Here is a 26,064-nt window from a genome sequence, read left to right as displayed (position 1 = left end):
TTTAGGGGTTGAATTGTTCTGCGAGCAGACCGATTGTGTAAGTAAGAGGTCACGGTGATCACGCCCAACGGGCAACCGGGGAGCCTCTCGCGAGCTAGCTGAAATAAGGGATGAACTATGCAAATCCAAGTCAACAGCGATAACCATATTCAAAGCAGCATCCGACTGGAGGAGTGGGTACGTACTACCATTGAGAGCACGCTCGAACGATACGAAGAAGACCTGACCCGTATCGAGGTTCACCTGCGGGACGAGAACGGCGACAAACCCGGTCCCCACGATATGCGCTGCCAGATGGAGGCGCGGCCAAAAGGCCATCAACCGATTTCGGTCACCCATAAAGCCGATACGCTGGATCAGGCGATCGAAGGTGCAGCCACCAAACTCGAACATGCGCTGGAACACCTGTTCGGCAAACTGCGTGGCAAACCACGTGCTGCTGTAGTGCCAATCGGATCTGGCGCCCATGCCGATGTGCTGCTGGAAGAAGAATTTCTCGAGAATGAACAGGCTACGCAAAACGGCTGAAGCCTGATTAACTTTTTACCTTTCCATTGAAAACGGGCCTGCTTATGCAGGCCCGTTTTGGTTTGGGCGCTTAGAAAGCCACCGACGTCTGCACATACACCGTCCGCGGTTCCCCCACGTACTTGCCCTTGTTGTTGTCATCGAACGAGCGGGTGAAGTACTGGTGGTTGAAGATGTTCTTGGCCCCACCGCTACATTCAAGTCCGCCAGCTACGGTCCGAAGTCGTAGGCCGCGCGGCTGCTGAACACTATGTAGCCCGGAATCTTCCCGGTGCTGCCATCGGCGCTTTCTGCCGAGGTGTTGGCATTGTCGGCGAACTGGTCGCTCTGATAGCTGCTGTCCAGATTCAGTTTCCAGGCAGCTTCCGACGCCGATCGTGCCTTTGTGTTTCGAGGAGAACGGTACGCGATTGCCTTTGCTCGGCCCGTCTTCGCGGAGGGTCGCGTCAACATAGGCATAAGTGGTCCGCCGCGCTGTCAGGACAGCCGAGCTTGCGTCGCAACCAACCAGCGAGCCAGTTGTGATGGGCGTGATAGAGGACTTCGACGGTATTGGCGGGCTGCAATGGGGACCACTCCGGCCGCATTTGAAGGCGTTAGAGAACAGGAATTGTTCGCATTGTAGGGGCTGGCACCGGCATCCGGCAATCCGTTAGCAGTGCGATCTAATCAGACTCTTTTGCATATGAGAATATTTATCATTACTATCGCGACCTTGTTGGTCCCGTGACGTTCACGAGTCCTCACCCGGTTTCAAGGTCGAAACATGAAAGGCAAAATCAGCTCGCTCCCCGTTTCCTATCGACTGGCAGTCACTTCGCGGGTACTGGCCGCGGTGCTGGGCGGTTACCTCGTCGCGGCGCTGGCCAGTGTCTGCCTGAGCTTGTTGCTGCCCATGGCCCGAGCCGAAGCAGTGGTGAGCGCGATGATGACCTCGTTTCTGGTCTATCTGGTCGCGGTGCTCTGGTGTTTCGCCTGTCGCAGCGCCTGGCAGGCGTGGCTCGGGCTGATACTGCCGAGCCTGGTGCTGGCGGCGGTCAGCGGGCTGGCGTACAGGATGGGCCTTTCATGAAAGAGGGTTTTCGTCAGGCCATGGCCTGGCTGCATACCTGGAGCGGGCTGATCTTCGGCTGGCTGCTGTTCGCGATTTTCCTGACGGGCACCCTGGCTTACTTCAAAGCGGAAATCAGCCACTGGATGCAGCCGGAAGTCCCGGCGCGGTCGATAAACAGCGATGCCAGTCTGGGGCTGGCGCAGAATTATCTGCAACAGCATGCCGGCGGCGCTGCGCGTTGGTTTATCAGCTTGCCCGATGCCCGTGAGCCGGGGCTTTCGGTGATGTGGCAAGAGCAGGCCAGGGAGGGGAAGCGCGGCGAGTTCTTCGACAAGTGGCTCGACCCCTTGACCGGTGCCGAAGTCCAGGCCCGCGAAACAGCGGGTGGCGAGTTTTTCTACCGTTTCCATTTCGAGTTGCAGATGCCCCGTCCATGGGGGCGTTGGTTATCGACCACGGCGGCAATGGTGATGTTCGTGGCCTTGATCAGCGGCATCATCACCCACAAGAAAATCTTCAAGGACTTCTTCACCTTCCGCCCGCGCAAGGGCCAGCGCTCCTGGCTCGACGGGCATAACGCCGTCGGCGTGCTGGTGTTGCCGTTCCATTTGATGATCACCTATAGCAGCCTGGTGATTTTTATGTCGCTGGTGATGCCGGCGAGCATCGTCGCTTCCTATGGCAAGGATTCCCGGGCATTTTTCAATGAGGTATTCCCGGCCACCGACAACCCGCCGGCAACCGGTAAGCCTGGCAAATTGATGGCGCTGGGGCCGTTGCTCGAACAGGCGCGCGAGCAGTGGTCGGGTGGGCAAGTCGGGCGGTTGACGGTGAATAACCCGGGCGACCTGAACGCTTCGGTGAATGTCTTCCGGCATGGCGCCGACCGTGTGGTCCACGACTCTGGCAGTGCGGTGTCATTCAACGCAGTGACCGGTCAACTACTCAAAGTGTCCACGGAACAACCCTTGCCGATGGCGATCGCCGGTAGTTTCTACGGTCTGCACATGGGCCATTTTGCCGGTCCGCTGTTGCGCTGGCTGTACTTCATCTGCGGTTTGGCGGGCACGGCGATGATCGGTACCGGGCTGGTGCTTTGGCTCGGCAAGCGCCAGTTGAAACACGCCAAAAGCGCGCTGATGCCGTTTGAATTACGGCTGGTGCAAGTGCTGAACATCGCCAGCATGTCTGGCCTGCTGGTCGCGGTGGCGGGGTTTTTCTGGGCCAATCGCTTGTTGCCAGTGAGCTTCGCCGAGCGTGCCGATTGGGAGGTCAATAGTTTCTTCATGCTCTGGGGGGGGAGTCTGATACACGCCATGGTCCGTGCCGGTCGCGCGGCCTGGGTCGAGCAATTGGGGCTGGCGGCGATCTTGTTCGCGGGCGTGCCATTGCTCAATGCCTTGACCACCTCGCAACACCTGGGTGTTTCCCTGATGCAAGGCGACTGGAGCATGGCCGGTTTCGATCTGACGTGCCTGGGCAGCGGACTGTTCCTCGCTTGGGCTGCCTGGAAAATGCAGCGCTCGGGTCGGGCAAAAGCCCTGGTTCAATCGCGTAGCAAGCGGGCGCGTCCGGCAACCCCTGAACCAGAGGTGAACTGAATGTTCCTGGCGCTGTTGCTCTGCTATGGCGGTTTCACCTTGCTGTGCCTGTCGATGGACCGTCACCACTCGGATCTGCTGGGGCGCAAACCATCGGCCCGCCGCCGTCAGGCCTTGCGGCTGAGCGGCTGGGTGCTGCTGGCGCTGTCTTTGTGGGCCGCGGTGGCGGCAACCGATTGGAGCCTGGGCCTGGTGCAGTGGTGTGCGGTATTGATGCTCAGTGCCTTGTTGCTGGTGTTGCTGATGCCGTATCAACCGCGTTTGGCCTTGTTCCTGGCGGGGCTGGGTTTGCTCACCAGTGCGCTTGTTACGTTCGTGCAGTTTTAGGTGAGCCGGTCTTCGATGATTCAGCCTTCGATAGTCCCTGAGCCTCCCGAATCCGAGAGCGCCAGTAGCGCTGAAGCCTCGGGCGGGCGGGCGCATTTCCTGCAGGTGTTTTTGTCCCAGCGCCCGCAGATGGAAGCGCTGGTCAGTCGCCGGGTGGGCTGTCGGGCGACGGCGGCGGATCTGGTGCAGGATTTGTTTCTGCGTTTCTGGCGCCGGCCTCTGGTGCAGGTCGAAGAACTCAGTACCTATTTGCTGCGCTGCGCTGGCAACATCGCCATTGATCATTTGCGCAGCGAAGGCGCGCGGGTGCGGGTCAACGAAGGCTGGCTGCCGGAGCAACAGGACAACCAGGGCAGCGAACCGCAAGCGGCGCTCGAGGCCGGCAATGACCTGCGCCACGTCGAAGCGGCATTGCGCAGCTTGCCGGAGCGCACGCGGCAGATCTTCTTGCTCAACCGCATTCACGGCCGTAAGTACGCCGAGATCGCCAAGGCCATGGGGCTGTCCAAAAGCGCTGTGGAAAAACATATGATGCGCGCCCTCGAAGCCTGCAAGGCGAGTCTGCGGGAACCTTCGAATCCACGTACGCCAGGGAAAGCACCGTGATCAATACCTCTCGCGTCACCCCGACGCCCGCCCAGGAACAGGCTGCACTGGCCTGGCTGAGCCTGTTGCACGATCAGCCGAGCAGCGGCGATCAGGCCACGTTCAGCCGCTGGTTGCAGGCCGATCCGGCCCATGTCGAGGCGTATGCCCAGGCCCAGGTCCTCTGGGAATTGAGCGAAGTCCCGGCGAGTAGGCTGGCGCAGGAAGAGGCCTTCGCCTTGCAGGGTTATCTCAACGCCATGAACCGTTGCCGACGCACCTCGCTTCGGCGCTGGTCCGGTGCCCTGGCCATGGCTGCCTGTTTGCTGCTGATGATTTCCCTGGGCAGCGGCTGGCAGCCATCGCGCTGGATCGATGATTTGGGCGCGGACTATGTTTCGGCGCCGGGTGAAGTGCGGACCGTCACCCTGGCCGATCAATCCCGGGTCACCCTGGATGCCGACAGCGCGATTGCCGTGGATTTCAGTCGGGGAGAACGGCATATCCAACTGCGCCGCGGTGCCGGATTTTTCAGCGTGACTCACACCGGCGAGCCATTCGTGGTCGAAGCCGAAAGGGGCGAGGCGCGAGTACTCGGCACTCAGTTCGAAGTGCGCCTGCAGCCGGCGGGCGCCCAGGTGACGGTGCTCTCGGGTCGGGTCGGGGTGAGTGCCGAGAAGGGCGCAGCACAACAAATCCTCACGGCCGGCCAGCAAGTGGCCTATGTCGCAGGCTCGGCACAACCACTGCATGCCGTCGACAGCGAAGCGCAGTTGGCCTGGCGTCAGGGCTGGCTGAATTACTACAAGGCACCACTGGCCGACGTGGTGAAAGACCTCGGACGTTATTACCCGGGGCGGATTGTGCTGCTCAATGATGAGCTGGCTGCCCGTCGGGTCAGCGGCAGTTTTCCGAGCAAGGATCCGCAGGCGGTGTTGAATTCCCTGCAGGGGGTGTTGGGGTTTGAGCAGCACAGTGTGTTGGGGCATTTGATTATTTTGCGGTGACGCAAAAGATCAAAAGATCGCAGCCTATCGGCAGCTCCTACAGGGGGACGCGGTCGGTGTAGGAGCTGCCGCAGGCTGCGATCTTTTTGCAGGCGACGCGCACTGGCTGACCTATTCCAAAGAAATATTTTTAAATATCTGATGAGGTAAACCCGCCCGACATCCGTGTAGTGCTTGAAAGTGCGATTCATTCGCATCCGTAGCATTTCTACACACAGGTCATGAGCATGAAGTCCAGGGCAACGTCGGCGGCAAGCGGTTCGGTTAAACAATGGTTCGGTGCCGGGGCACTGGCCGTTTCGGCTTTAGCCTTGTCACCCCTGAACATGGCCTTGGCCGCAGATGCAGGCAGCACCCAGCAGCGCGCGCAGTTCAACTTCGCCATAGCGTCCAAGCCACTGCCCCAGGCATTGAGCGATTTCAGCCGGATCACCGGCCTCAGCCTGGTCTACACCGATGAAGCGCCTTACGGCCTCACGGCGCCTGCGGTCAGCGGCCAGTTGAGTGCCGAGCAGGCTATGCAGCGTTTGCTCAGCAATTCGGGTTTCACCTTTCGCCAGACCGACGCCCACACCCTGGCCCTCGAACCGCAGCCTACCGAAGGCGCGCTGAACCTGGGGGCGACCACCATCACCTCGATCGTCCAGCAACCGCTGAGCTATCAGCCGCCGCCCAGCAGTTCGGTGATGCGCTCCCAGGCATTGCTGCTGGAAATCCCGCAGACCGTCAACGTGATCCCGGCCCAGGTCATCCGCGACCAGGCGCCGCGCAATCTCGATGACGCGCTGGCGAATGTCAGCGGCATCACCCAGGGCAACACCTTGGGCGGCACCCAGGATTCGGTAATGACCCGCGGTTTTGGCGACAACCGCAACGGTTCGATCATGCGCGACGGCATGCCGGTGGTGCAGGGCCGAGGCCTGAACGCCTCGGTGGACCGGGTCGAAGTGCTCAAGGGGCCGGCCTCCTTGCTCTATGGCATTCAAGACCCGGGCGGGGTGGTGAACATGGTCAGCAAGAAACCTGAGTTGGCGCAATACAACGCCTTGACGGTGCGCGGTTCGACCTATGGCGACGGCAAGAATGGCAGCGGCGGCAGCTTCGACAGCACCGGCGCGCTGGGGGATTCCGGGCTGGCTTACCGAATGGTCCTCGACCATGAAGACGAAGACTACTGGCGCAATTTCGGCACCCACCGCGAGAGCCTGATCGCCCCATCCCTGGCCTGGTTCGGCGAAAGCACCAAGCTGCTGTTCGCTTACGAACACCGCGAGTTTCTCTCGCCGTTCGACCGTGGCACGGCCATCGACCCCGACACCAATCATCCGCTGGACATCCCCCGGCAGCGGCGGCTGGATGAGCCGTTCAACGACATGGAAGGGCGTTCGGACCTGTACCACTTCGAAGCCGATCACTCACTCAACGACAACTGGAACGCTCACTTCGGCTACAGCTGGAACCGCGAAACCTACGACGCCAGCCAGGTTCGGGTCACGGCCATCAATACCCAAAAGGGCACGCTGACCCGCAGCATGGACGGCACCCAGGACGCCATCAGCACCGACCGTTTCACCACGGCCAGCCTGGAAGGCAAGGTCGATGTCGGCGGTATGCAACATGACCTGGTATTCGGTATCGATGACGAATACCGCAAGATCTACCGCGCCGACCTGATCCGCCAGAAAAGCCTGACCACCTTCAGCTACACCGACCCGGTCTACGGCCGCGAAGTCGCGGGCAGCACCGTCAGCCCGGCCGACAGCGCCCAGACCGATTTGCTGCGCAGCGATTCGGTGTTCCTGCAGGACTCGATCCACCTCACCGATCAGTGGATCCTGGTGGGTGGCGCGCGCTTCCAGGAATACGACCAGTACGCCGGCAAAGGCCGGCCGTTCAAGGCCAACACCGACAGCAACGGGCAGAAATGGGTGCCACGTGCGGGCCTGGTGTATCGCTACACCGATGAGCTCTCGTTCTATGGCAGCTATACCGAATCGTTCAAACCCAACTCGACCATCGCCCCGCTCAGCGGCAGCACCGTAGTACTCGACGGCGCCGTCGCCCCGGAAGAAGCCAAGTCCTGGGAACTGGGGGCCAAACTCGACATGCCAGGTCGCATCACGGGCAACATCGCGTTGTTCGATATCAAGAAACGCAACGTGCTGGTGGCCAACTCCGAAGGCCCGACGACGATCTACAGCGCTGCCGGAGAGGTGCGCTCCCGGGGGCTGGAAGTGGACTTGAGCGGTCAGTTGAGTGATCGCTGGAGCGTGATCGGCAGCTATGCCTACACCGATGCCGAAGTCATCGAAGACCCGACCTACAAAGGCAAGCGCCTGCAAAACGTGGCGAAGAACAGCGGTTCGCTGTCGGCGGTGTATGACTTCGGCAGCATTATCGGCGGCGACCAGTTGCGAGTGGGTGCCGGTGCGCGGTACGTCGGCGAACGGGCCGGTAACGCGGTGAACGACTTCGACTTGCCGAGCTATACCGTGGCCGATGCCTTCGCCACCTACGACACTCGGGTCGAAGGGCAAAGGGTCAAGTTTCAACTCAATGTGAAGAACCTGTTCGACCGTACTTACTACACCTCGGCGGCCAGTCGGTTCTTTGTCTCCATGGGCGATTCGCGGCAGGTGACGTTGTCGAGTACGTTGGAGTTTTGAGGGCGACCCGCTGTATCAGAGCGTCACTTTTTTAGCCTGCCGAGTTGAGCGTTTTGCGTGGAAATGATTTCAAGGAAAGTCCTTCGTTGACACCGGGAATGCGTTGGCTGTTATCTGGCCCGGCGCTGGTTCATGAAGAACCACGCCAGTCGGTGCGATCGTTAGCCGTGGCGATCTTCAGCGGGTATTTCCGGTTATCAGGACAGGAAGGAAAAAGGAGTTTGATGAATACAAGACAACGTATCAGCGTCAGGGGGCTGCTGATTGCGGCGAGTTTATTGCTCAATGCTTGCGCTATTGTCCCCCAGGCCGAGTCAACACGGGCTCTTGAAAGCGTGTTGGCCGATCCGGCCCTGGAGGGAGCGATCAGCTCTTTGACCGTTCGCGATGCGAACAGCGGTGCAATGCTTTTTCAGCGCAATGGCAATACCCGCCTGTTGCCGGCGTCGAGCCTCAAATTGCTGACCGCGGCTGCGGCCATGGATGTGCTGGGCGCCGATTACCGGTTTACCACGCAGCTGCTGAGCAATGGCCAGCAGCTGGGCAGTCGCCTGGACGGCAACCTCTATCTTCGAGGTTCGGGTGACCCGAGCATTCAGGCACAGGATTATCGCCAGCTGGCGATGGCGTTGGCACGCCAGGGCATCAAAAGCGTCAGCGGCGATCTGGTGCTCGATGACACAGCATTCGATGCCAGCAGACTCGGCGTCGACTGGGCCCATGACGATGAAGAGAAGTACTACGGCGCACAAATTTCGGCGCTCAGCCTTTCGCCCAATGATGATTTCGACGCGGGTACGGTGATTGTCACGGTCAATGCGTCGGCGCTTGATGGTGAGCCGACGCTCGTCAGCATCAGTCCGCAAAACCGCACACTGACGCTGCTCAATCGTGCGACGGTCGGGCCGACCAACAGCATTACCGTGAACCGCGAACACGGGAGTAATCAACTGACCGTCAGTGGGACCTTGCCCCCGGGAAAACAAAGTCGTCAGTGGGTCAGCGTCTGGGAACCGACCCGATTGGTCGCGGATATTTTCCAGCAGGCGCTGACCGAGCAGGGGATTGAGATTCGCGGTCAGACCTTGATGGGTGGGGTAACCGCGCCAGGCGCCGTCTCCTTGGCCAGTCATGAATCACCGCCGCTTGCTCAGTTGCTATTGCCCTTGCTCAAACTGTCGAATAACAGCATCGCCGAAGTGCTGCTCAAAGCCATGGGTCGCAAGACCGCCAATGCCGGAACGGCAAGCGCTGGTGTGGCGGCCGTCAATAGCTTTCTGGCCCGTCAGGGCATTAGTACTGAGCTACTGACCCAGGTCGACGGATCGGGTCTGTCGCGCCGCAACCTGATCTCCACGCAAAGCCTGACTGACCTGTTGCTGGTCGTGCGCAAACAGCCATGGTTCGACAGTTGGTACGCCGCGCTGCCAATTGCCGGCAATCCGCAGCGGATGCTCGGCGGCACCTTGCGCAATCGCCTGCGCAACACGCCCGCCGAAAACAACCTGCACGCCAAGACGGGTTCGATGGGGTCTGTCTCGTCGTTGTCGGGTTATGTCAGCAGTGCCAATGGCCGGTCTTTGGTGTTTGCCATGGTCTCGAACAATTACCTGGTCGACGGCGACCGGATCAAAGCGCTGGAAGACAAAGTGGCCGTTGCCCTGGCGCATTGGGCGAATTGAGCCTGCGCGTAGGAGCTGCCGCAGGCTGCGATCTTTTGGGACTTACCGCAAAAACGCCTGCCGATACTCCCCGGGCGTCCCGCCCACCGCCTGCCGGAAGCGATTGGTGAAATGGCTGGCGCTGGCAAAACCACAGGCCAGGGCAATCTCGCCCAGAGGCTGTGAAGTGCTGCGCAGCAACTGCCGCGCATGGGCCAGGCGCCGCGCCAACAGGTACTGATGGGGCGGCAAGCCAAAGCTTTCACGGAACATTCGGGCGAAGTGGTATTCCGACAGCGCACACAACCCCGCCAGCTGCCCGAGGCTGATCGGCTCGGCCAACTGGCTGTCGATATGTTCCACCAGTTGCCGCCGTTGATGCGCGGCCAGGCCACCCTTGAGACGCAAACCCTGACGCAGGCCGACCTGACTGAGCAAGGTATGGCTGAGCAGTTCGTGGGCCAGGCTGCTGGTCAGCAGGCGCTCGCCGGGTTCGTCCCAGTTGAGCTGGATCAACTGCCGAAACCGCCGGGCCTGGGTCGGGTCTTCGAGGAAAGTGCTTTCCTGCAGTTGCAGTTCACGGGGCTCGCGGTCGAGCAGGGTGACGCAACCGAGGGCAAATTGCTCCGGACTGAAGTACAGGTGAGCCAGGCGGATCTCGCCGTTGATCACCCAGGCAGACTGATGTTCGGCCGGCAGGATGCACAACTTGTCCGGGCCACCCTTGATACCGGGATGCTCGCGACGAAAGGTCCCGGTGCCGCCGGCGATGTAACAGGACAAGGTGTGATGACTCGGCGCCTGGTAGTCCTGGGCGTCGTGATGGTTGCTCCACAGGGCTGCAGCCATGCCGTCACCGAGCTCGGCGCTGTGCTCCAGACGAGCATGGGGCGAGCGGTTCAGGGCTTGAAAGACTTGCAGGTTTTCCAGGGTGGACATGATCGTTTTCTCCAACGCCTTGCATCCTACTCCGTCGCCCTGGCGCTGTGAGCCGGCGATCCGACAAAAGCGCAAGTTTATGCAAGCGCGCCGGAGCGTCATGGCCTGAGACTGATAGCCATATTCAGGAGTCCTCGTCATGAACCTCTCGTTATACCTGCTCACCGTGCTGATCTGGGGCACCACCTGGATCGCCCTCAAGCTGCAACTGGGCGTGGTGGCGATTCCCGTGTCGATCGTCTATCGCTTCGGCCTGGCGGCGCTGGTGCTGTTCGTCATGCTGCTGCTCAGCCGTCGCCTGCAGGTCATGAATCGGCGCGGCCACCTGATCTGCCTCGCCCAGGGTGTGTGCCTGTTCTGTGTGAACTTCATGTGCTTCCTCTACGCCAGCCAATGGATTCCCAGCGGCCTGGTCGCCGTGGTGTTTTCAACCGCGACGCTGTGGAATGCCCTGAATGCCCGGGTGTTCTTCAAGCAGAAAATCGCCCGCAACGTGCTGATGGGCGGCGCCCTGGGGTTGTGCGGGCTGGGCCTGCTGTTCTGGCCAGAGTTGGTCGGCCATACTGCCAGCCCGCAAACCTTGCTCGGCCTGGGATTGGCACTGATCGGAACCATGTGCTTCTCGGCCGGCAACATGCTGTCGAGCCTGCAACAGAAGGCTGGCCTCAAACCCCTGACCACCAATGCCTGGGGCATGGCCTACGGGGCGGCGATGCTGTCGGCGTATTGCCTGATCAAAGGCATTCCCTTCGACATGGAATGGAACACTCGCTACGTAGGCTCACTGCTGTATCTGGTCATTCCCGGCTCGGTGATCGGCTTCACCGCCTACCTGACCCTGGTCGGCCGCATGGGCCCGGAGCGGGCAGCGTATTGCACCGTGCTGTTCCCGGTGGTGGCACTGAATGTCTCGGCGTTGGTTGAGGGCTACCAGTGGACGGCACCGGCGTTGGCCGGACTGGTATTGGTGATGCTCGGTAACGTGCTGGTGTTCCGCAAGCCCGGATCACGGATCATATCGGGTAGCGGAAAGCTGGCTTGATCAGCCATGGGGAGTCAGTGATAAGGCACGCCCGATAAGGCGTGCCTTTAGCGTTACTAACCCTTCCACACCTGCGGATTGACCAGATCCTGCGGCCGCTCACCGAGCAAGGCGCTACGCAGGTTGTCCAGGGCGCGGTTGGCCATGGCTTCGCGGGTTTCATGGGTGGCCGAGCCGACGTGCGGCAAGGTCACGGCGTTTTTCAGCTGGAACAGCGGCGACTCGACCAGCGGTTCTTTCTCGTAGACATCCAGCCCGGCTCCGCGAATCTGGTTGTTTTGCAGGGCTTCGATCAGTGCCGGCTCGTCGACCACCGGGCCCCGGGAGATATTCACCAGGATTGCGCTCGGCTTCATCAGCGCCAGTTCGCGATGACTGATCAGGTGTCGGGTTTTTTCGCTGAGGGGCACCACCAGGCAGACGAAATCGGCTTCGGCCAGTAACTGATCGAGACTGCGAAATTGCGCGCCGAGTTCTTGTTCCAGATCAGCCTTGCGGCTATTGCCGCTGTAGATCACCGGCATGTTGAAACCCAGGCGTCCACGGCGGGCGATGGCTGCGCCGATGTTGCCCATGCCGACAATGCCCAGGGTCTTGCCATGCACATCACAACCAAACAGCGGCGCTCCGACGGTGGCCTGCCATTGCCCGGCTTTGGTCCAGGTGTCCAGTTCGGCGACGCGCCGGGCGCTGCTCATCAACAACGCGAAGGCCAGGTCGGCGGTGCTTTCGGTGAGTACGTCGGGGGTGTTGGTGAGCATGATCCCGCGTTCGTTGAAATAGGCCAGATCGTAGTTGTCGTAACCAACCGAGACGCTGGAGACCACCTCCAGTTTGGCGGCATTCTCAAGCTGAGCCCGACCAAGCTTGCGGCCGACACCAATCAAACCGTGGGCATCAGGCAGGGCTTCGTTGAATTGCGCATTGATGTCACCCAGTTTCGGGTTGGGCACAATCACGTTGAAGTCCTGCCGCAGGCGTTCGACCATTTCGGGGGTAACGCGGCTGAAGGCAAGTACGGTCTTTTTCATGGGAGAAGGGCTCGTCGGGCGGAGGAGAATGCCAAGCAAGCTATCATTTTTGCCGGGGTGGTGGCGAGAGGGCTTGCCCCAATGTCAGTCAGTTAAGGATTTAGAGATAAACACTGCACCCTGTGGCGAGGGGGCTTGCCCCCGCTCGGCTGCGCAGCAGTCGTAAAACCTGTGAATGCGGTGTGCCTGACAAAATGTGGTTGCAGGTTTTAGGGCCGCTGCGCGACCCAGCGGGGGCAAGCCCCCTCGCCACAGTTGATCGCATACATCCTTGGCGTCAAATCGCCAAGCGCCCGCCACTCATGCTTCCGCTCAATTCATACGCCGTCAGCTCCGCCTGATGCGCCGCCAGAATTTCCGGCAGCGAACCGCGCAGGTACTCGACCCAGGTCTTGATCTTCGCATCCAGGTACTGGCGCGACGGGTAGATGGCGTACAGGTTCAGCTCTTGCGAACGGTAGTTGGGCATCACCCGTACCAGCGTGCCATTACGCAGGCCTTCGATGGCCGCGTAGACCGGCAGCACACCCACGCCCATGCCGCTGGTGATCGCGGTTTTCATCGCATCGGCGGAGTTCACCAGGAACGGCGAGCTGTTGATGGTGACCATTTCCTGGCCTTCGGGGCCGTCGAATGTCCATTTTTCCAGCGGGATCACCGGGCTTACCAGGCGCAAACAGGCGTGGTTCAGCAGGTCACTGGGTTTGTGCGCGCAACCATTGGCTTTGACGTAGGCCGGGGAGGCGCAAACGATGCTGTAAGTGATGCCCAGGCGCTGAGACACAAAGCCCGAGTCCGGCAGTTCGCTGGCGAGCACGATGGAGACGTCGTAGCCCTCGTCCAGCAGATCCGGCACGCGGTTGGCCATGGTCAGGTCGAAGGTCACGTCCGGGTGGGTCTTGCGATAGCGGGCGATGGCGTCGATCACGAAGTGCTGACCGATGCCGGTCATGGTATGCACCTTCAGCTGCCCGGCCGGCCGCGCATGGGCGTCACTGGCCTCGGCTTCGGCTTCCTCGACATAGGCCAGGATCTGCTCGCAGCGCAGCAGATAACGTTTGCCGGCCTCGGTCAGCGCAATGCGCCGGGTGGTGCGGTTGAGCAAGCGGGTTTGCAGATGGGCCTCAAGGGTTGAGACCGCGCGCGAGACGTTGGCAGTCGTTGTATCAAGCTGCACGGCGGCGGCGGTGAAGCTGCCGGCTTCGGCCACGCAACTGAAGGCGCGCATATTTTGCAAAGTGTCCATGGGGTGCTCTCAAGGCAGATGGCAAATTGTGACACGAAGTAACAGGCTGCTGTGACCCGACCAAGGGATTATCGCGCTAACGGTAACAAAGATTCACAGGAATCCCGGCTTATCGCGGTCCCTCCCGCCCCCTAGAATTGTTCCACCGTAAGAGAACCTCCCCACTCCAGGAAATTGCAGCAGTGCCGCGTCGCATCAACAGAGAGCTGAAGACTCTCAGTGTTTGGGCCTTATCGTTAGCAATCAGCGGCTGCATCGGAACCGGAGGAATTGCCCCACAAGGCAAGACACTCGCCGCCAATACCCTGGCCACCGACGAGGCGATCCAGAGCGCCGCGCAGGATGCTCATTGGCCGACCGCCCAGTGGTGGCAGGCTTATGGCGACCTGCAACTGAATCGCTGGATCGACCTCGCCGTGCAAGGCAGCCCGAGCATGGCCATGGCCGCTGCCCGGGTGCGTCAGGCCCGGGCCATGGCCGGGATTGCCGAATCGGCCGAGTCGTTGCAGATCAATGGCGACTCGACACTCAAGCGCCACAACTGGCCTACGGACCAGTTTTACGGCCCCGGTGAGCTGGCCAACTCCACCACCTGGGACAACAATGCTGCGCTGGGCTTCAGTTATGCTCTCGACCTCTGGGGCCGCGAAAGCAACGCCACCGAACGCGCCGTGGACCTGGCCCACATGAGCGCCGCCGAAGCGCGCATGGCTCGGCTGGAGCTGCAGAACAATGTGGTCCGCGCCTATATCCAGCTGTCGCTGCATTACGCCCAGCGCGATATTGTCGACGCCACCCTGAAGCAGCAACAACAGATCCTCGACCTGGCGCAAAAGCGTCTGGACGGCGGCATCGGTACGCATTTCGAAGTCAGCCAGGCCGAGACGCCGTTGCCGGAAACCCATCGGCAACTGGACGCACTGGACGAAGAAATCGCCCTGAGTCGCAACCAGCTCGCCGCGCTCGCCGGTAAAGGTCCGGGGGAGGGAGCGCAGTTGCAACGGCCAACGTTGTCGCTGGGCGCTGCACTGAAGTTGCCCTCGGCCTTGCCCGCCGAACTGCTGGGTCAACGTCCCGACGTGGTCGCCAGTCGCTGGCAAGTCGCGGCTCAGGCCCGGAGCATCGATGTCGCCCACGCCGGTTTCTACCCCAACGTCGATCTGGTCGGCAGCCTCGGTTTCATGGCCACCGGCGGTGGCGCGCTGGAGTTCCTGACCGGCAAGAAGCTCAACTACAGCGTCGGCCCGGCGATCTCGCTGCCGATCTTCGACGGTGGCCGTCTGCGCTCGGAACTGGGTGAAGCTTCGGCCGGTTATGACATTGCCGTCGCCCGGTACAACCAGACCCTGGTCAACGCGCTGAAAAGCATTTCTGACCAGTTGATCCGCCGCGAGTCGATGGACAAGCAGCAGGCCTTTGCCGCCGAGTCGGTAGCTTCGGCACGGAAGACCTACGACATCGCCATGATCGCTTTCCAGCGCGGGCTCACCGACTACCTCAACGTGCTCAATGCCCAGAGCCTGTTGTTCCGGCAGCAGCAGATCCAGCAGCAGGTCCAGGCCGCGCGCCTCAGCGCCCACGCCGAACTGGTGACGGCGCTCGGCGGTGGTCTCGGTGCGGGCAATGATGTGCCCAAAGACAGCCAGACGCAGGCACCGAAAACCCCGGCCACTCTCCACAGTACTGTTAAGAGAATCCTGAATTGAGCGGGACACACAGGATTTCGCTTGACTCACGTTTCTTCAAAATGAGCAGGATTTCATGACTTCCTTGCCCGCACCTTTGCGCTGGCTGTATTCCCTTGAATGGCGCCGTGGCTTTTACGACTGGGCACGCAGCGACGGCGTGACCTGGGTCTACATCTTCAAGGTGTTGATCGCGGCATTTCTGACCCTATGGCTGGCCATGCGCCTGGAACTGCCACAACCGCGCACGGCGATGATCACGGTGTTTATCGTGATGCAACCGCAGAGCGGTCAGGTGTTCGCCAAGAGTTTCTATCGCTTCCTTGGTACGTTGGCCGGGTCGGCGGTGATGGTCGCGTTGATTGCCCTGTTCGCCCAGAACACCGAACTGTTCCTCGGCGCGTTGGCGATCTGGGTCGGTATCTGCTCGACTGGCGCGGCGCGTTATCGCAACTTTCGAGCCTATGGTTTTGTGCTGGCCGGCTACACCGCGGCGATGATCGGCTTGCCAGCGCTGGCCCATCCCGAGGGCGCGTTTATGGCCGCCGTGTGGCGGGTGCTGGAAATCTCCCTGGGGATTCTCTGCGCCACCCTGGTCAGCGCCGCGATCCTCCCGCAAACCGCCAGTGCGGCAATGCGCAATGCGCTGTATCAACGCTTCGGGGTGTTCGCGCTGTTCGTCACCGATGGCCTGCGCGGCCGTAGTCAGCGCGAGGCGTTCGAAAACAGCAACGTGCGCTTCATCGCCGAGGCGGTCGGCCTCGAAGGGTTGCGCAGCGTCACCGTGTTCGAAGACCCGCACATGCGCCGGCGCAACGGCCGGCTCAGTCGGTTGAACAGCGAGTTCATGGGCATCACCACCCGCTTCAACGCCTTGCACCAATTGCTCGAGCGTTTGCACAGCAGTGGCACCGAGCAGGCAGTGGCGGCGATCAAACCCGGTTTGCACGACCTGGCCGAAGTGCTCGACGGCTTTTCCGGCCGGGCGCTGACCAGTGCCGACGCGGCACGCCTGGCCACGCAACTGGCGAATTATAAAGACGGTTTGCCCACTCGGGTGCGCAGCCTGCGGGCAATCTTTCACGAGAGCGAGCCGAGTGACGCCGAGCAGCTGGACTTTCACACGGCCTATGAGTTGCTCTACCGCTTCGTCGACGACCTGCACAGTTATGCACAGACTCACGCCTCGCTGGCCGAACACAGCCACCAGCGCGAGCAATGGGACGAACCCTTTACCCCGCAAACCAACTGGCTGGCGTCGGTGGCCTCGGGGTTTCGGGCGGCCTTCATCCTGGTGGTACTCGGCAGTTACTGGGTGGCCACTGCCTGGCCCAGCGGCGCGACCATGACCCTGATCGCCGCCGCCACGGTCGGTCTGTCGGCGGCTACCCCAAACCCCAAGCGCATGGCTTTTCAGATGGCCTGTGGCACGTTGATCGGTGCGCTGGTGGGCTTCGTCGAGATGTTTTTCGTGTTTCCCTGGATCGACGGTTTTCCCTTGCTCTGCGTGATGCTGGCGCCGGTGATCGTGCTCGGCTCGTTTCTCTCCTCGCGCCCGCAATACGCCGGGGTCGGCCTGGGCCTGCTGATCTTTTTCAGCACCGGTTCGGTGCCGGACAACCTGACCGTCTACAACCCCTACGCCTTTATCAACGACTACATCGCCATGGTCATGGGCATGCTGGTCTGCGCTGCGGCCGGGGCGATCATTCTGCCGCCCAACAGCCGCTGGTTGTGGCGTCGACTGGAACAGGATCTGCGCGAACAGGTGGTGTACGCCATCAGCGGCAAGCTCAAGGGGCTGGGCTCGAGTTTCGAGAGTCGCACCCGGGATTTACTGCACCAGGCCTATGGCCTGGCCGCCGGACAACCCCAGGTGCAGCGCGACTTGCTGCGCTGGATGTTCGTGGTGCTGGAAGTCGGGCACGCGATCATCGAGTTGCGCAAGGAGCAGGCGATTCTCCCGGTGCATCCGGCCTACGCCGAGTCCCAACCGTGGCGCCAGGCGATCCGGGTCATGGGCCGTTCGTTGGTGCGGCTATTTATCCAGCCGAGCCAAAGCAACCTCGAACGCGCCTTGATCGCGGTCGACCACGCCATCAGCCGGGTACAGGCCACCGACGAACCCTTCGCACCGCACTTCGATACTTCCGCACTGCGTCGAGTGAAGAGCTACCTGCACTTTATCCGCACCTCACTACTTGACCCGCAATCACCGCTGGCAGCGTTCACAGCGCCCGCCGAGCCCCAAGGACTAGAACATGCCTCGTGAAATCGCTTTCCACGGCGTGTACATGCCGACCATGACCCTGATGTTTTTTATCGCTGCGGTACTGGCCTGGGCCCTGGACCGGTTGTTGGCAGGCTTGGATCTGTACCGCTTTTTCTGGCACCCGGCATTGCTGCGCCTGAGCCTGTTCACCTGCATCTTCGGCGCCCTGGCGCTCACTGTTTACCGTTGAGAACGACCTGATGAAAAAGCTCTTCAGCCTGCTCGCCACCTTGCTCGTGCTGGCCCTCGCCCTGTGGATCGGCCGTACCCTCTGGGTGCAATACATGAACACCCCCTGGACCCGCGATGGCCGGGTGCGAGCCGACATCATCAACGTCGCCGCCGACGTCACCGGTGAAGTGGTCAACGTCCCGGTGCGTGATAACCAACTGGTAAAAAAGGGCGACCTGTTGATGCAGATCGACCCCGAGCATTACCAGATTGCGGTGAAACAGGCGCAGTCGCTGGTGGCCTCACGCAAGGCCACCTGGGAGATGCGCAAGGTCAACGCCCATCGCCGCGCCGACATGGACAGCCTGGTGATCTCCAGGGAGAGCCGCGACGACGCCAGCAACATCGCCGACTCGGCCCTGGCCGATTACCAGCACGCGCAAGCGCAACTGGAAGCGGCGCAGCTCAACCTTAAACGCACCCAAGTGCTGGCGGCGGTAGATGGCTACGTCACCAACCTCAACGTCCATCGCGGCGACTACGCACGGATCGGCGAAGCGAAAATGGCCGTGATCGACATGAACTCGTTCTGGGTCTACGGCTTCTTCGAGGAAACCAAATTGCCTCACGTACGGGTCGGCGACAAAGCCGATATGCAGTTGATGAGCGGCGAAGTGCTCAAGGGCCATGTCGAAAGCATTTCCCGCGGCATCTACGACCGTGACAACCCGCAAAGCCGCGAGCTGATCGCCGACGTCAACCCGACCTTCAACTGGGTACGCCTGGCCCAGCGAGTGCCGGTACGCATCCATATCGATGAAGTGCCGGACGGTGTGCTGCTGGCGGCGGGGATTACTTGTACGGTGGTGGTGAAGCAGGAAGGGGAGGAGTAACGGGTAGACCGAGTTGCTCCCATCGCGAGCAAGCTCGCTCCCACAGTTGCCCGCGTCGAACACAGATTTTGTGCAAGACACTCATTCCTGTGGGAGCGAACTTGCTCGCGATGAGGTCACCGCGGTCTTAGAGTTGCCCGCTCAGGCCGAACCGCTTCATCAACCCCGTCTCCAAAACACCCTTGGGCAACAATGCCGCCAACAACGGCAGCGCCCGACTGCCATTGCCCAACCGAATCAGGCGCGGCGGTTTGCTCTGCTGCACAGCCTTGAGCAAACCAGCGGCAAATTCACTGGCAGGCGTCGGCTTGTCCTGAGACGCCTTGGCCCGTGCACGAATACCTTCACGTAGCGGCCACCACGGTGATTGTTCGGTGATCAACTGCTCCGCCTCATGACCGGCATTCTTGGCAAAACTGGAGGCAATTGCCCCCGGCTGAACTTCCATGACCCGCACTCCAAATGGCGCCAGTTCCATGCGCAGCGCATCGCTCAATGCATGGACGGCCGCTTTAGAGGCGCAATAGGCGCCAGCAAACGGTGTGACCAACACTCCGGACACACTGCCGATATTCACCACCAATCCTTTGGCTCGGCGCAGCACCGGGAACAGCGCACGCGTCACGCCAACCACCGCGAACACATTGGTTTCGAACTGCCGCTGCATCGCTGGAACACCGCCATCGAGCAACGGCCCCATGGCGCCATAACCGGCATTGTTGATCAGCACATCGAGGCCGCCATGTTGCTGGTTGATCTGCTCACTCAACTGTTCGAGAGCTGGGCCATCATTAACGTCCAGCTGCACCGCGGTGAACCCGGCAGCGGCCAAGACCTCCACATCCTCAGCCTTGCGCGCGGTGGCCCAGACTTCGTAACCGGCGGTTTTGAACACATCGGCCAACGCGCGGCCGATGCCGCTGGAACAACCGGTGATTAACGCGAGGGGCATGGCGCGGTCCTTGTGCAAGAGAGGAGAGTGGTTCAGTCGGAGAAACTACCTTGCAAACGCTCGGCGCGAAACTCCAGGGATTGCGGGCGATAACCGGGCCGTAGCGGAGGCAGCGGCAAACAGTCTTCCCACGAGGCACCGGCCTGCAGTTCGCCGGGGCCACGGTAGCGTGGGGCAGAGTAGAGGTTGTCCGCCAGGTTCACCGTGTCGCCGGGCGCATAGGCGGCGATCCGCCAGCGCAGCTCGGTCAGTGGGACGTCATTGCCGTTATTCATTTTCAGCAGCAGCGGGCGATCCGCCGGGCAATGCTCGGGCGCATAACTGATGCGCAACTCCAGCCGCGCCAGTTGCTTGACCTCGCGATTATCCAGCCAGATCACCCACACCGCCACCAGACCCAGGCCAATCGCCGCCGCCAGCGACACCGGCAAGGCTTTGGCCGGATAGCGCAGTAACAGGACCAGCCAGGTAATGACCAGCAGGACGCCGATGAACATGCTTGAAAGTCTCCGAGAGCTACGTAGCACCATCGTACCGAAGGGCGATGGGAATGGACATGAGGGGATTTGATGGTTGCGCCGCTGGTCGGCACTGTAATTTCTGACAGTAGCCAAGCATGACCTTTAAGCATTAGCTGTCTTGACGCACAAGGATGACGACAGGCCATGCTGGCTCGGACACCGATATTACATCGCCGCACCCCGACGCTGACAGTCACCGACCCGCGTGGCCTGACGGTGCGCTCGGTGGGTTACTGCCGCATTGCGCAAGGCGGGCCTGCCGAAGCGCGCGTCAATCGCACGGCCCATGACCCGGCGGGGCGCGCCATCGCCCAGTGGGATCCGCGATTGTTCAGCGACGCTTCGGCCCCGGCCAACCTCACCGCGGTGTATTCGCCTTCCGGCAAGGTGCTGAGTTCGACCAGCGTTGATGCCGGGTGGCGCGTCAGCTTGTTGGGCGAAGCGGATCAGCGGGTGCACAGCTGGGATGGCCGGGGCAGTCAGCGGCGGCTGGAGTACGACACGCTGCTGCGGCCGCAGGCGGTGTTCGAGCAGGCCAAAGGTGAACTGTCGTTTTGCTCGGAGCGTTACGGCTACGGCGGCGCCGATCCGGGCTTCGCCGACCGCAACCAATGCGGGCAATTGATTCGCCACGATGACCCAGCGGGAACAGGAGTGTTCGATGAGTTCGGCTTGATGGGCCAGCTGCTGGAACAGACTCAGCATTTTTTGCATCAGCCGGACTCGCTCGACTGGCCCGAGGAGTTGCTCGAGCGCAATAAGTTGCTTGAACCCGGCGCGGGCGCAACGACCCGATCGCGCTTCAATCCACTGGGTGATGTGCTGGAGCAGACCGATGCCAAAGGCAATCGACAGAGCTTCAGCCAGACCGTTGGCGGTCAGTTACGCGAATCTCATCTGCAATTGAAAGGGCAGCAAAAGCCGCAACTTCTGATCAGTGCCATCCAGTACAACGCCCACGGCCAGACCGAGGGGGAAACCGCGGGTAATGGCGTCACCACCACCCTGGAATATCGCCCTGAAGACGGTCGCCTGATCCGGCTTCAAGCCCGGCGCAGTGATGGCGGTACGTTACAGGATCTGAACTACTGCTATGACCCGGTCGGCAATGTGTTGAGCATTGAAGACAAGGCGCAACCGATTCGTTACTTCGCCAACCAGCGCATCGACCCGATCAGCCGCTATGTCTATGACAGCCTTTACCAACTGATCGAAGCCACCGGCTGGGAGGCGGGCGGCCCGAATAAAGGCCCGCACTTTTCAGGTTTCGACGATCCTGCGCCGCGGGCCAATTACCGCCAGACCTACCGCTACGACGAGGGCGGCAATCTGTTGAAGCTGACCCACGACGGCCCGCAACACCATGGCCGCACCCTGACCGCCGCCCGGCACAGCAACCGCTGCCTGCCCGAACAGAATGGCGGACCACCGAGCGAAGCAGAAATCGCCGCCGCCTTCGACGCCAACGGCAATCTGCTGAAGCTGCAACCGGGGCAGGTACTGAGTTGGGACCTGCGAAACCAGTTAAAGGAAGTGCGGCCGGTAGCGCGCGACTCCGGCCTCAATGACCGCGAGCGTTATAGCTACGGCGCCGACGGCATGCGCCGGCGCAAAGTCCACTCGACCCAGACCAATGCCCGCACACTGAACGCTGAAGTTCGTTACTTGCCGGGTCTGGAAATTCGCAGCCACAGTGGCACCGGTGAAGTGCTCCATGTGATCGTCGCCCAGGCCGGCAGAAGCAGTGTGCGGGTGTTGCACTGGGAGACGGAACCCCCTAAAGGGATTGCCAATAATCAGTTGCGTTACAGCGTCGCCGATCATCTGGGTTCCTGCACGTTGGAACTCGACAGTGAAGGCGAGGTGATCAGTCACGAGTGTTACCACCCCTTTGGCAGCACCGCGTGGTTTGCCGGCCGGGGGGAAGTGGAGGCGAGTTACAAGACCGTGCGCTACTCGGGGAAAGAGCGGGATGCGACGGGGCTGTATTATTACGGCTTCAGGTACTACGTGCCATGGTTGCAACGTTGGAGTAGTCCTGATCCGGCAGGATATGTAACGGGTGCCAATTTATATAGGTTCGTGGGTAATAGCCCGGTGACTTATAAGGATGTTCAAGGGCTGGTCGGCATTAATATAAATCATCTGTCTGAAAGCCAGCGTCAGGCCATCGAAATCGATGGGCCACAATTGAGTCCATCCCGGATGATGTATTTGTCTAACTATGGCGTTGAGCCGAGTAATATTGTGAGACGAGTAGATCAAGGTACTTATGACTCTCTCGAACACGCCCATCTGGCAAATATCATTACCAAGGCTTTGTTGCCCTATGGCTCGGATAATCAAAGGCTCGATCTATGGCGGTCACCGCTGAATAATATGGGTGAACTTCAATCGGTCCGCAGGGTCTCTTTGGAACAGCGTATGCCCGTCATCCTCGAATATGGCGTGGGTAATTGTAAGGAACATGCCGATATAGCCTTTCATCTATTGGCCAGTACCCAAACCAGGGAGCCGGTTTTTAGAGTTCGCGCGCAAGGCGCTGACCACGGGTTTGTCGTCATCGGGGATAAGAGAACATTATCGGAAAATAAACTTGTTGTCGTAGATCCATGGCCGACATTTCCAATGGCCCATACAGTCCGCGCCGGCGCTTTTAAAATAGGAGAGACTGCATCTGTTGCGTCTGCGAATGCGGATCCAAGGTATCAGTTGGGCGATGATACGTTACTTAGAAATAGTCGATATTTTTTTCCAGATGTATCGGTAGATGATGTTACCTCCATTGATCGTTTTAACTCAATTAACACTATGCCAAATAGTTACATGCAATGGTTCTCTATAAAAGATAGCCGTCGAGGCATGGACTACAAGGGTGTGAGAGGCGAAGGTGGTTTCAATAGACTTCCTGAGGCTTATGTCATGGATCGTCTAAATCGTTATTCAAATTACGTGGAAGTGGGCAGGCGCGCAGCTATGCAGAGTTCTGCACAGTAGATGAGCACGGGTTACAAGCCTTCATCCTGCGCCGCTGGTCAGCGCTGTAGTTTCTGACAGTAGCCAGGCATGGCTTTTCAGCATTAGCTGTTTTGACGCACAAGGATGACCACAGACCATGCTGGCTCGGACACTGACATTACACAGCCGCACCCCGACGCTGACAGCCACTGACCCGCGTGGCCTGACAGTGCGTTCGGTGGGTTACTGCCGCAGTGCAGAAGGTGGACCGGCCGAAGCGCGAATCAACCGCACGGCCCGTGACCCGGCGGGGCGCGCCATCGCCCAATGGGATCCGCGACTGTTCCGCGACGCTTCGGCCCCGGCCAACCTCGCCTCAATGTATTCCCTTTCCGGCAAGGTGCTGAGCACGATCAGCGTTGATGCCGGGTTGCGCATCAGTCTGTTGGGCGAAACAGATCAACTGATGCACCACTGGGATGGCCGGGGCAGTCAGCGGCGGATGGAGTACGACACGCTGCTGCGGCCGCAGGCGGTGTTCGAGCAGGCCCTCGATGAGGTTTTCTCCTGTACGGAGCGTTATCTGTACGGCACTGCTGATCCTGTCTTCGCCGACCGCAACCAATGCGGGCAATTGATTCGCCACGATGACCCGGCCGGTACGCAGCAGTATGAAATCTTTGGTTTGACCGGGGCGCTGCTGGAGCAGATTCAGCATTTTCTACGCATGCTGGGCTCGCACGACTGGCCCGTGCCTTTGGAAGAGCGCAACGGCGAAGGTGCAATGACCCGGTCGCGCTTCAATCCACCGGGCGATGTGCTTGAGCGGACCGACACCAAAGGCAATCGGCAGTTCTTCAGCCAGACTGTCGGCGGCCAGTTATGCGAATCTCATCTGCAATTGAAAGGTCAGCCCACTCGACAACTCCTGGTCAGTGCCATCCAATTCAACGCCCACGGCCAGACCGAGCGGGAAACCGCGGGCAATGGCGTCATCACCACCCTTGAGTATCGTCCCGAAGACGGTCGCCTGATCCGGCTGCGGGCCAAGCGCGACAGTAAATCCCTGCAAGACTTGCGATATGACTATGACCCGGTCGGCACTGTGCTGAGCATTGAAGACAAGGCGCAACCGATTCGTTACTTCGCCAACCAGCGCATTGACCCAATCAGCCGCTATGTCTATGACAGCCTCTACCAGCTGATCGAAGCCACGGGTTGGGAGGCGGGAGGACCGAATAAAGGCCCGCACTTTTCCGGTTTCAACGATCCTGCGCCGCGCGCCAATTACCGCCAGACCTACCGCTATGACGAGGGCGGCAATCTGTTGGAGCTGACCCACGAAGGCCCGCAACAGCATGGCCGCACCCTGACCGCCGCCAGGCACAGCAACCGCTGCCTGCCCGAGCATAATGGCCTGCCACCGAGAGAAGAAGATGTTGCCGCCGCTTTCGACGCCAACGGCAATCTGCTGAAGCTGCAACCGGGGCAGGCGCTGAGTTGGGACCTGCGAAACCAGTTAAAGGACGTGCGACCGGTAGCGCGCGACTCTGGTCTCAACGACAGCGAATGGTATGTCTACGGCGCGGACGGAATGCGCCGGCGCAAAATTCGCTCGACCCAAAGCAATGCCCGCACGCTGAACGCTGAAGTTCGTTACTTGCCGGGTCTGGAAATTCGCAGCCACAGCGGCACCGGTGAAGTGCTCCATGTGCTCGTCGCCCAAGCCGGTAGAAGCAGTGTGCGGGTGTTGCACTGGGAGACGGAGCCGCCCAAAGACCTTGCCAATAACCAGTATCGGTACAGCGTCGCCGATCATCTAGGCTCCTGCACCTTGGAACTCGACAGCGCGGGCGAGGTGATTAGCCAGGAGCGTTATCACCCCTTTGGCAGTACCGCGTGGTTTGCCGGCAGGGGGGAAGTCGAGGCGAGTTATAAAACCGTGCGCTATTCGGGCAAGGTGCGGGATGCGACGGGGCTTTATTATTATGGTTTCAGGTATTACGTGCCGTGGTTGCAAAGGTGGGTTAATCCGGACCCGGCGGGAGATGTTGATGGTTTGAACTTTTATGGTTTTGTTAACAATCACCCCATTAACTTCATCGATCAGGGCGGGCTAACCAGATGGCCTTGGAGCCGCTCCAGTGCTCAATCATCAGAGGTTACCAATCTGATCGAGATCTTTAATCGTCCAAATGACGGTCAACTACGTGTACTTCATGACCAGGAACGCGCATTGATGGGCAGAAGAATTGAGCAGTTAGCCGCACAAAGCCAAGACTTACCGGGGCTGGACGAGTACGCAGAAGGTGGGAATGGGGTCTCCGACCAAATTAATTACTTTTTGCGGGGTATGGAAACCTCAGAGGCCGACATCAAGAACATCGTGGCAACCTTTAACTCGGAAGTAGAAACCCTTCCGGATTATCAAGGAGAGGCCTATCGAGCCATGAGGGTAGCTGCAGGAGTTTTCGGTCATAGTATTAAGGTAGGGAGTATCGTGGCCGACCAAGGTTATATGTCGGCAAGCGTAGTACCTCATAGCGTCATCAGTTGGCTCGAAAGCTGGGCCGACCATAAGCCCGATGCCCAGGCTGACCAGCAAAGGGTACTGATGGTGTTTGATGGCCAAATACCGAAGAAAGTGGCAGCCACTGCTTTTCTTGCGGATCACCTCCTGATCAAACCGTTGACGTTGCTAAAAGTGAAAGAAATCCATTCAGTGGAGTCCGAAGGTCGCAAGGTGACAGTGGTTGGCCTCCAACTCGCAGGCGACACGAGTAGCCATAAACTACGCGACCTCAGATCAGGTCAGATTTTGTTACCGGCAATCAATCCGGGGTTACTGACACGGTTTCGAAATTGGGTAAGCGGGCTTTAGACGTCACGCTTATGCGTGACGGCGATCAAGCAGCAGCCTTCCCG

General features: G+C 60.3%; 20 protein-coding genes and 2 pseudogenes. 15 read left to right on the top strand and 7 right to left on the bottom strand.

The features are described 5' to 3' along the window. The first annotated feature begins 117 nt into the window (after nucleotides 1-117). Nucleotides 118-528: an HPF/RaiA family ribosome-associated protein gene (locus F8N85_RS13480; RefSeq protein ID WP_150804089.1), complete on the top strand. Its 411-nt coding sequence runs from the start codon at nucleotides 118-120 to the stop codon at nucleotides 526-528. Nucleotides 529-598: 70 nt separating this feature from the next. Here F8N85_RS13480 and F8N85_RS13475 read toward each other — a convergent pair. Together F8N85_RS13475 and F8N85_RS13470 are read right to left on the bottom strand one after the other, a co-directional pair. Further along, nucleotides 599-991, bottom strand: a pseudogene (locus F8N85_RS13475) (TonB-dependent receptor domain-containing protein); the annotation flags it as partial. Between the two features lies 1 nt (nucleotide 992). Then, nucleotides 993-1,094: pseudogene (locus tag F8N85_RS13470) on the bottom strand (RNA polymerase subunit sigma); the annotation flags it as partial. A gap of 200 nt (nucleotides 1,095-1,294) precedes the next feature. Here F8N85_RS13470 and F8N85_RS13465 point away from each other — a divergent pair. The 7 genes from F8N85_RS13465 to dacB all read left to right on the top strand — a co-directional run bounded on the left by F8N85_RS13465 (nucleotide 1,295) and on the right by dacB (nucleotide 9,450). Next, the gene (locus F8N85_RS13465) at nucleotides 1,295-1,600 is read left to right on the top strand and encodes a DUF3649 domain-containing protein (protein WP_150804088.1); all 306 of its coding nucleotides are present in this window, start codon (nucleotides 1,295-1,297) and stop codon (nucleotides 1,598-1,600) included. Beyond that, nucleotides 1,597-3,183 (top strand): PepSY-associated TM helix domain-containing protein, encoded by a 1,587-nt coding sequence (locus F8N85_RS13460; RefSeq protein ID WP_150804087.1) that lies wholly within the window; start codon nucleotides 1,597-1,599, stop codon nucleotides 3,181-3,183. Before F8N85_RS13465 ends, F8N85_RS13460 begins: the two co-directional genes overlap by 4 nt. Next, complete coding sequence (locus tag F8N85_RS13455) at nucleotides 3,184-3,510, top strand: DUF3325 domain-containing protein (protein ID WP_150804086.1); 327 nt, start codon at nucleotides 3,184-3,186, stop codon at nucleotides 3,508-3,510. Between the two features lie 15 nt (nucleotides 3,511-3,525). After that, nucleotides 3,526-4,116, top strand: a complete 591-nt coding sequence (locus tag F8N85_RS13450; RefSeq protein ID WP_150804085.1) for an RNA polymerase sigma factor — start codon at nucleotides 3,526-3,528, stop codon at nucleotides 4,114-4,116. Next, nucleotides 4,113-5,102: a FecR family protein gene (locus tag F8N85_RS13445; protein ID WP_150804084.1), complete on the top strand. Its 990-nt coding sequence runs from the start codon at nucleotides 4,113-4,115 to the stop codon at nucleotides 5,100-5,102. Before F8N85_RS13450 ends, F8N85_RS13445 begins: the two co-directional genes overlap by 4 nt. Nucleotides 5,103-5,329: 227 nt before the next feature. Continuing rightward, complete coding sequence (locus tag F8N85_RS13440) at nucleotides 5,330-7,768, top strand: TonB-dependent siderophore receptor (RefSeq protein WP_150804083.1); 2,439 nt, start codon at nucleotides 5,330-5,332, stop codon at nucleotides 7,766-7,768. 224 nt (nucleotides 7,769-7,992) lie between these two features. Beyond that, nucleotides 7,993-9,450 (top strand): D-alanyl-D-alanine carboxypeptidase/D-alanyl-D-alanine-endopeptidase, encoded by a 1,458-nt coding sequence (gene dacB / locus F8N85_RS13435; protein ID WP_150804082.1) that lies wholly within the window; start codon nucleotides 7,993-7,995, stop codon nucleotides 9,448-9,450. A gap of 42 nt (nucleotides 9,451-9,492) precedes the next feature. Here dacB and F8N85_RS13430 read toward each other — a convergent pair whose 3' ends face one another. After that, a complete protein-coding gene (locus F8N85_RS13430; protein WP_150804081.1) occupies nucleotides 9,493-10,368 on the bottom strand; it encodes a helix-turn-helix domain-containing protein in 876 nt (291 codons plus the stop codon). A 139-nt stretch (nucleotides 10,369-10,507) separates the two neighbouring features. On the opposite strand from F8N85_RS13430, the gene F8N85_RS13425 reads away from it, so the two are divergent. Then, nucleotides 10,508-11,410: a DMT family transporter gene (locus F8N85_RS13425; RefSeq protein WP_150804080.1), complete on the top strand. Its 903-nt coding sequence runs from the start codon at nucleotides 10,508-10,510 to the stop codon at nucleotides 11,408-11,410. 56 nt (nucleotides 11,411-11,466) lie between these two features. Here the strand turns inward: F8N85_RS13425 and F8N85_RS13420 are convergent, their stop codons facing one another. Together F8N85_RS13420 and F8N85_RS13415 are read right to left on the bottom strand one after the other, a co-directional pair. Then, entirely contained in the window at nucleotides 11,467-12,441 is a 975-nt protein-coding gene (locus F8N85_RS13420; protein WP_150804079.1) for a 2-hydroxyacid dehydrogenase, read from the bottom strand. A gap of 277 nt (nucleotides 12,442-12,718) precedes the next feature. Further along, nucleotides 12,719-13,687: a LysR family transcriptional regulator gene (locus tag F8N85_RS13415; protein ID WP_150804078.1), complete on the bottom strand. Its 969-nt coding sequence runs from the start codon at nucleotides 13,685-13,687 to the stop codon at nucleotides 12,719-12,721. Between the two features lie 182 nt (nucleotides 13,688-13,869). Between F8N85_RS13415 and F8N85_RS13410 the strand changes: the two genes are divergently transcribed. From F8N85_RS13410 to F8N85_RS13395, 4 genes are read left to right on the top strand one after another with little or no spacing between them, the layout of a single operon-like run. Continuing rightward, nucleotides 13,870-15,393 (top strand): efflux transporter outer membrane subunit, encoded by a 1,524-nt coding sequence (locus tag F8N85_RS13410; protein ID WP_150804077.1) that lies wholly within the window; start codon nucleotides 13,870-13,872, stop codon nucleotides 15,391-15,393. A 55-nt stretch (nucleotides 15,394-15,448) separates the two neighbouring features. Continuing rightward, nucleotides 15,449-17,644, top strand: coding sequence for an FUSC family protein (locus F8N85_RS13405; RefSeq protein WP_150804076.1), 2,196 nt, complete (start codon nucleotides 15,449-15,451; stop codon nucleotides 17,642-17,644). Further along, nucleotides 17,634-17,834: a DUF1656 domain-containing protein gene (locus F8N85_RS13400; RefSeq protein WP_150804075.1), complete on the top strand. Its 201-nt coding sequence runs from the start codon at nucleotides 17,634-17,636 to the stop codon at nucleotides 17,832-17,834. The genes F8N85_RS13405 and F8N85_RS13400 overlap by 11 nt, the downstream gene beginning before the upstream one ends. 10 nt (nucleotides 17,835-17,844) lie before the next feature. Beyond that, nucleotides 17,845-18,708 (top strand): HlyD family secretion protein, encoded by an 864-nt coding sequence (locus tag F8N85_RS13395; protein ID WP_150804074.1) that lies wholly within the window; start codon nucleotides 17,845-17,847, stop codon nucleotides 18,706-18,708. Nucleotides 18,709-18,835: 127 nt separating this feature from the next. Here the strand turns inward: F8N85_RS13395 and F8N85_RS13390 are convergent, their stop codons facing one another. Both F8N85_RS13390 and F8N85_RS13385 read right to left on the bottom strand, forming a co-directional pair. After that, on the bottom strand, nucleotides 18,836-19,660 hold the full coding sequence (locus tag F8N85_RS13390) for an SDR family oxidoreductase (RefSeq protein WP_150804073.1): 825 nt from the start codon (nucleotides 19,658-19,660) through the stop codon (nucleotides 18,836-18,838). Nucleotides 19,661-19,692: 32 nt separating this feature from the next. After that, on the bottom strand, nucleotides 19,693-20,157 hold the full coding sequence (locus F8N85_RS13385; protein WP_150804072.1) for a multidrug transporter: 465 nt from the start codon (nucleotides 20,155-20,157) through the stop codon (nucleotides 19,693-19,695). Nucleotides 20,158-20,325: 168 nt separating this feature from the next. Here F8N85_RS13385 and F8N85_RS13380 point away from each other — a divergent pair, with 168 nt between their 5' ends. Both F8N85_RS13380 and F8N85_RS13375 read left to right on the top strand, forming a co-directional pair. After that, the gene (locus F8N85_RS13380; protein WP_150804071.1) at nucleotides 20,326-23,178 is read left to right on the top strand and encodes an RHS repeat-associated core domain-containing protein; all 2,853 of its coding nucleotides are present in this window, start codon (nucleotides 20,326-20,328) and stop codon (nucleotides 23,176-23,178) included. A 118-nt stretch (nucleotides 23,179-23,296) separates the two neighbouring features. Next, nucleotides 23,297-26,020, top strand: a complete 2,724-nt coding sequence (locus tag F8N85_RS13375; RefSeq protein ID WP_150804070.1) for an RHS repeat domain-containing protein — start codon at nucleotides 23,297-23,299, stop codon at nucleotides 26,018-26,020. Nucleotides 26,021-26,064: the final 44 nt, after the last annotated feature.

The organism is Pseudomonas fluorescens, assembly GCF_902497875.1.
GTDB lineage: Bacteria > Pseudomonadota > Gammaproteobacteria > Pseudomonadales > Pseudomonadaceae > Aquipseudomonas > Aquipseudomonas fluorescens_BR.
Note: the sequence above shows the minus strand (reverse complement) of the source record. Positions and strands in the feature narration are given on the sequence as shown.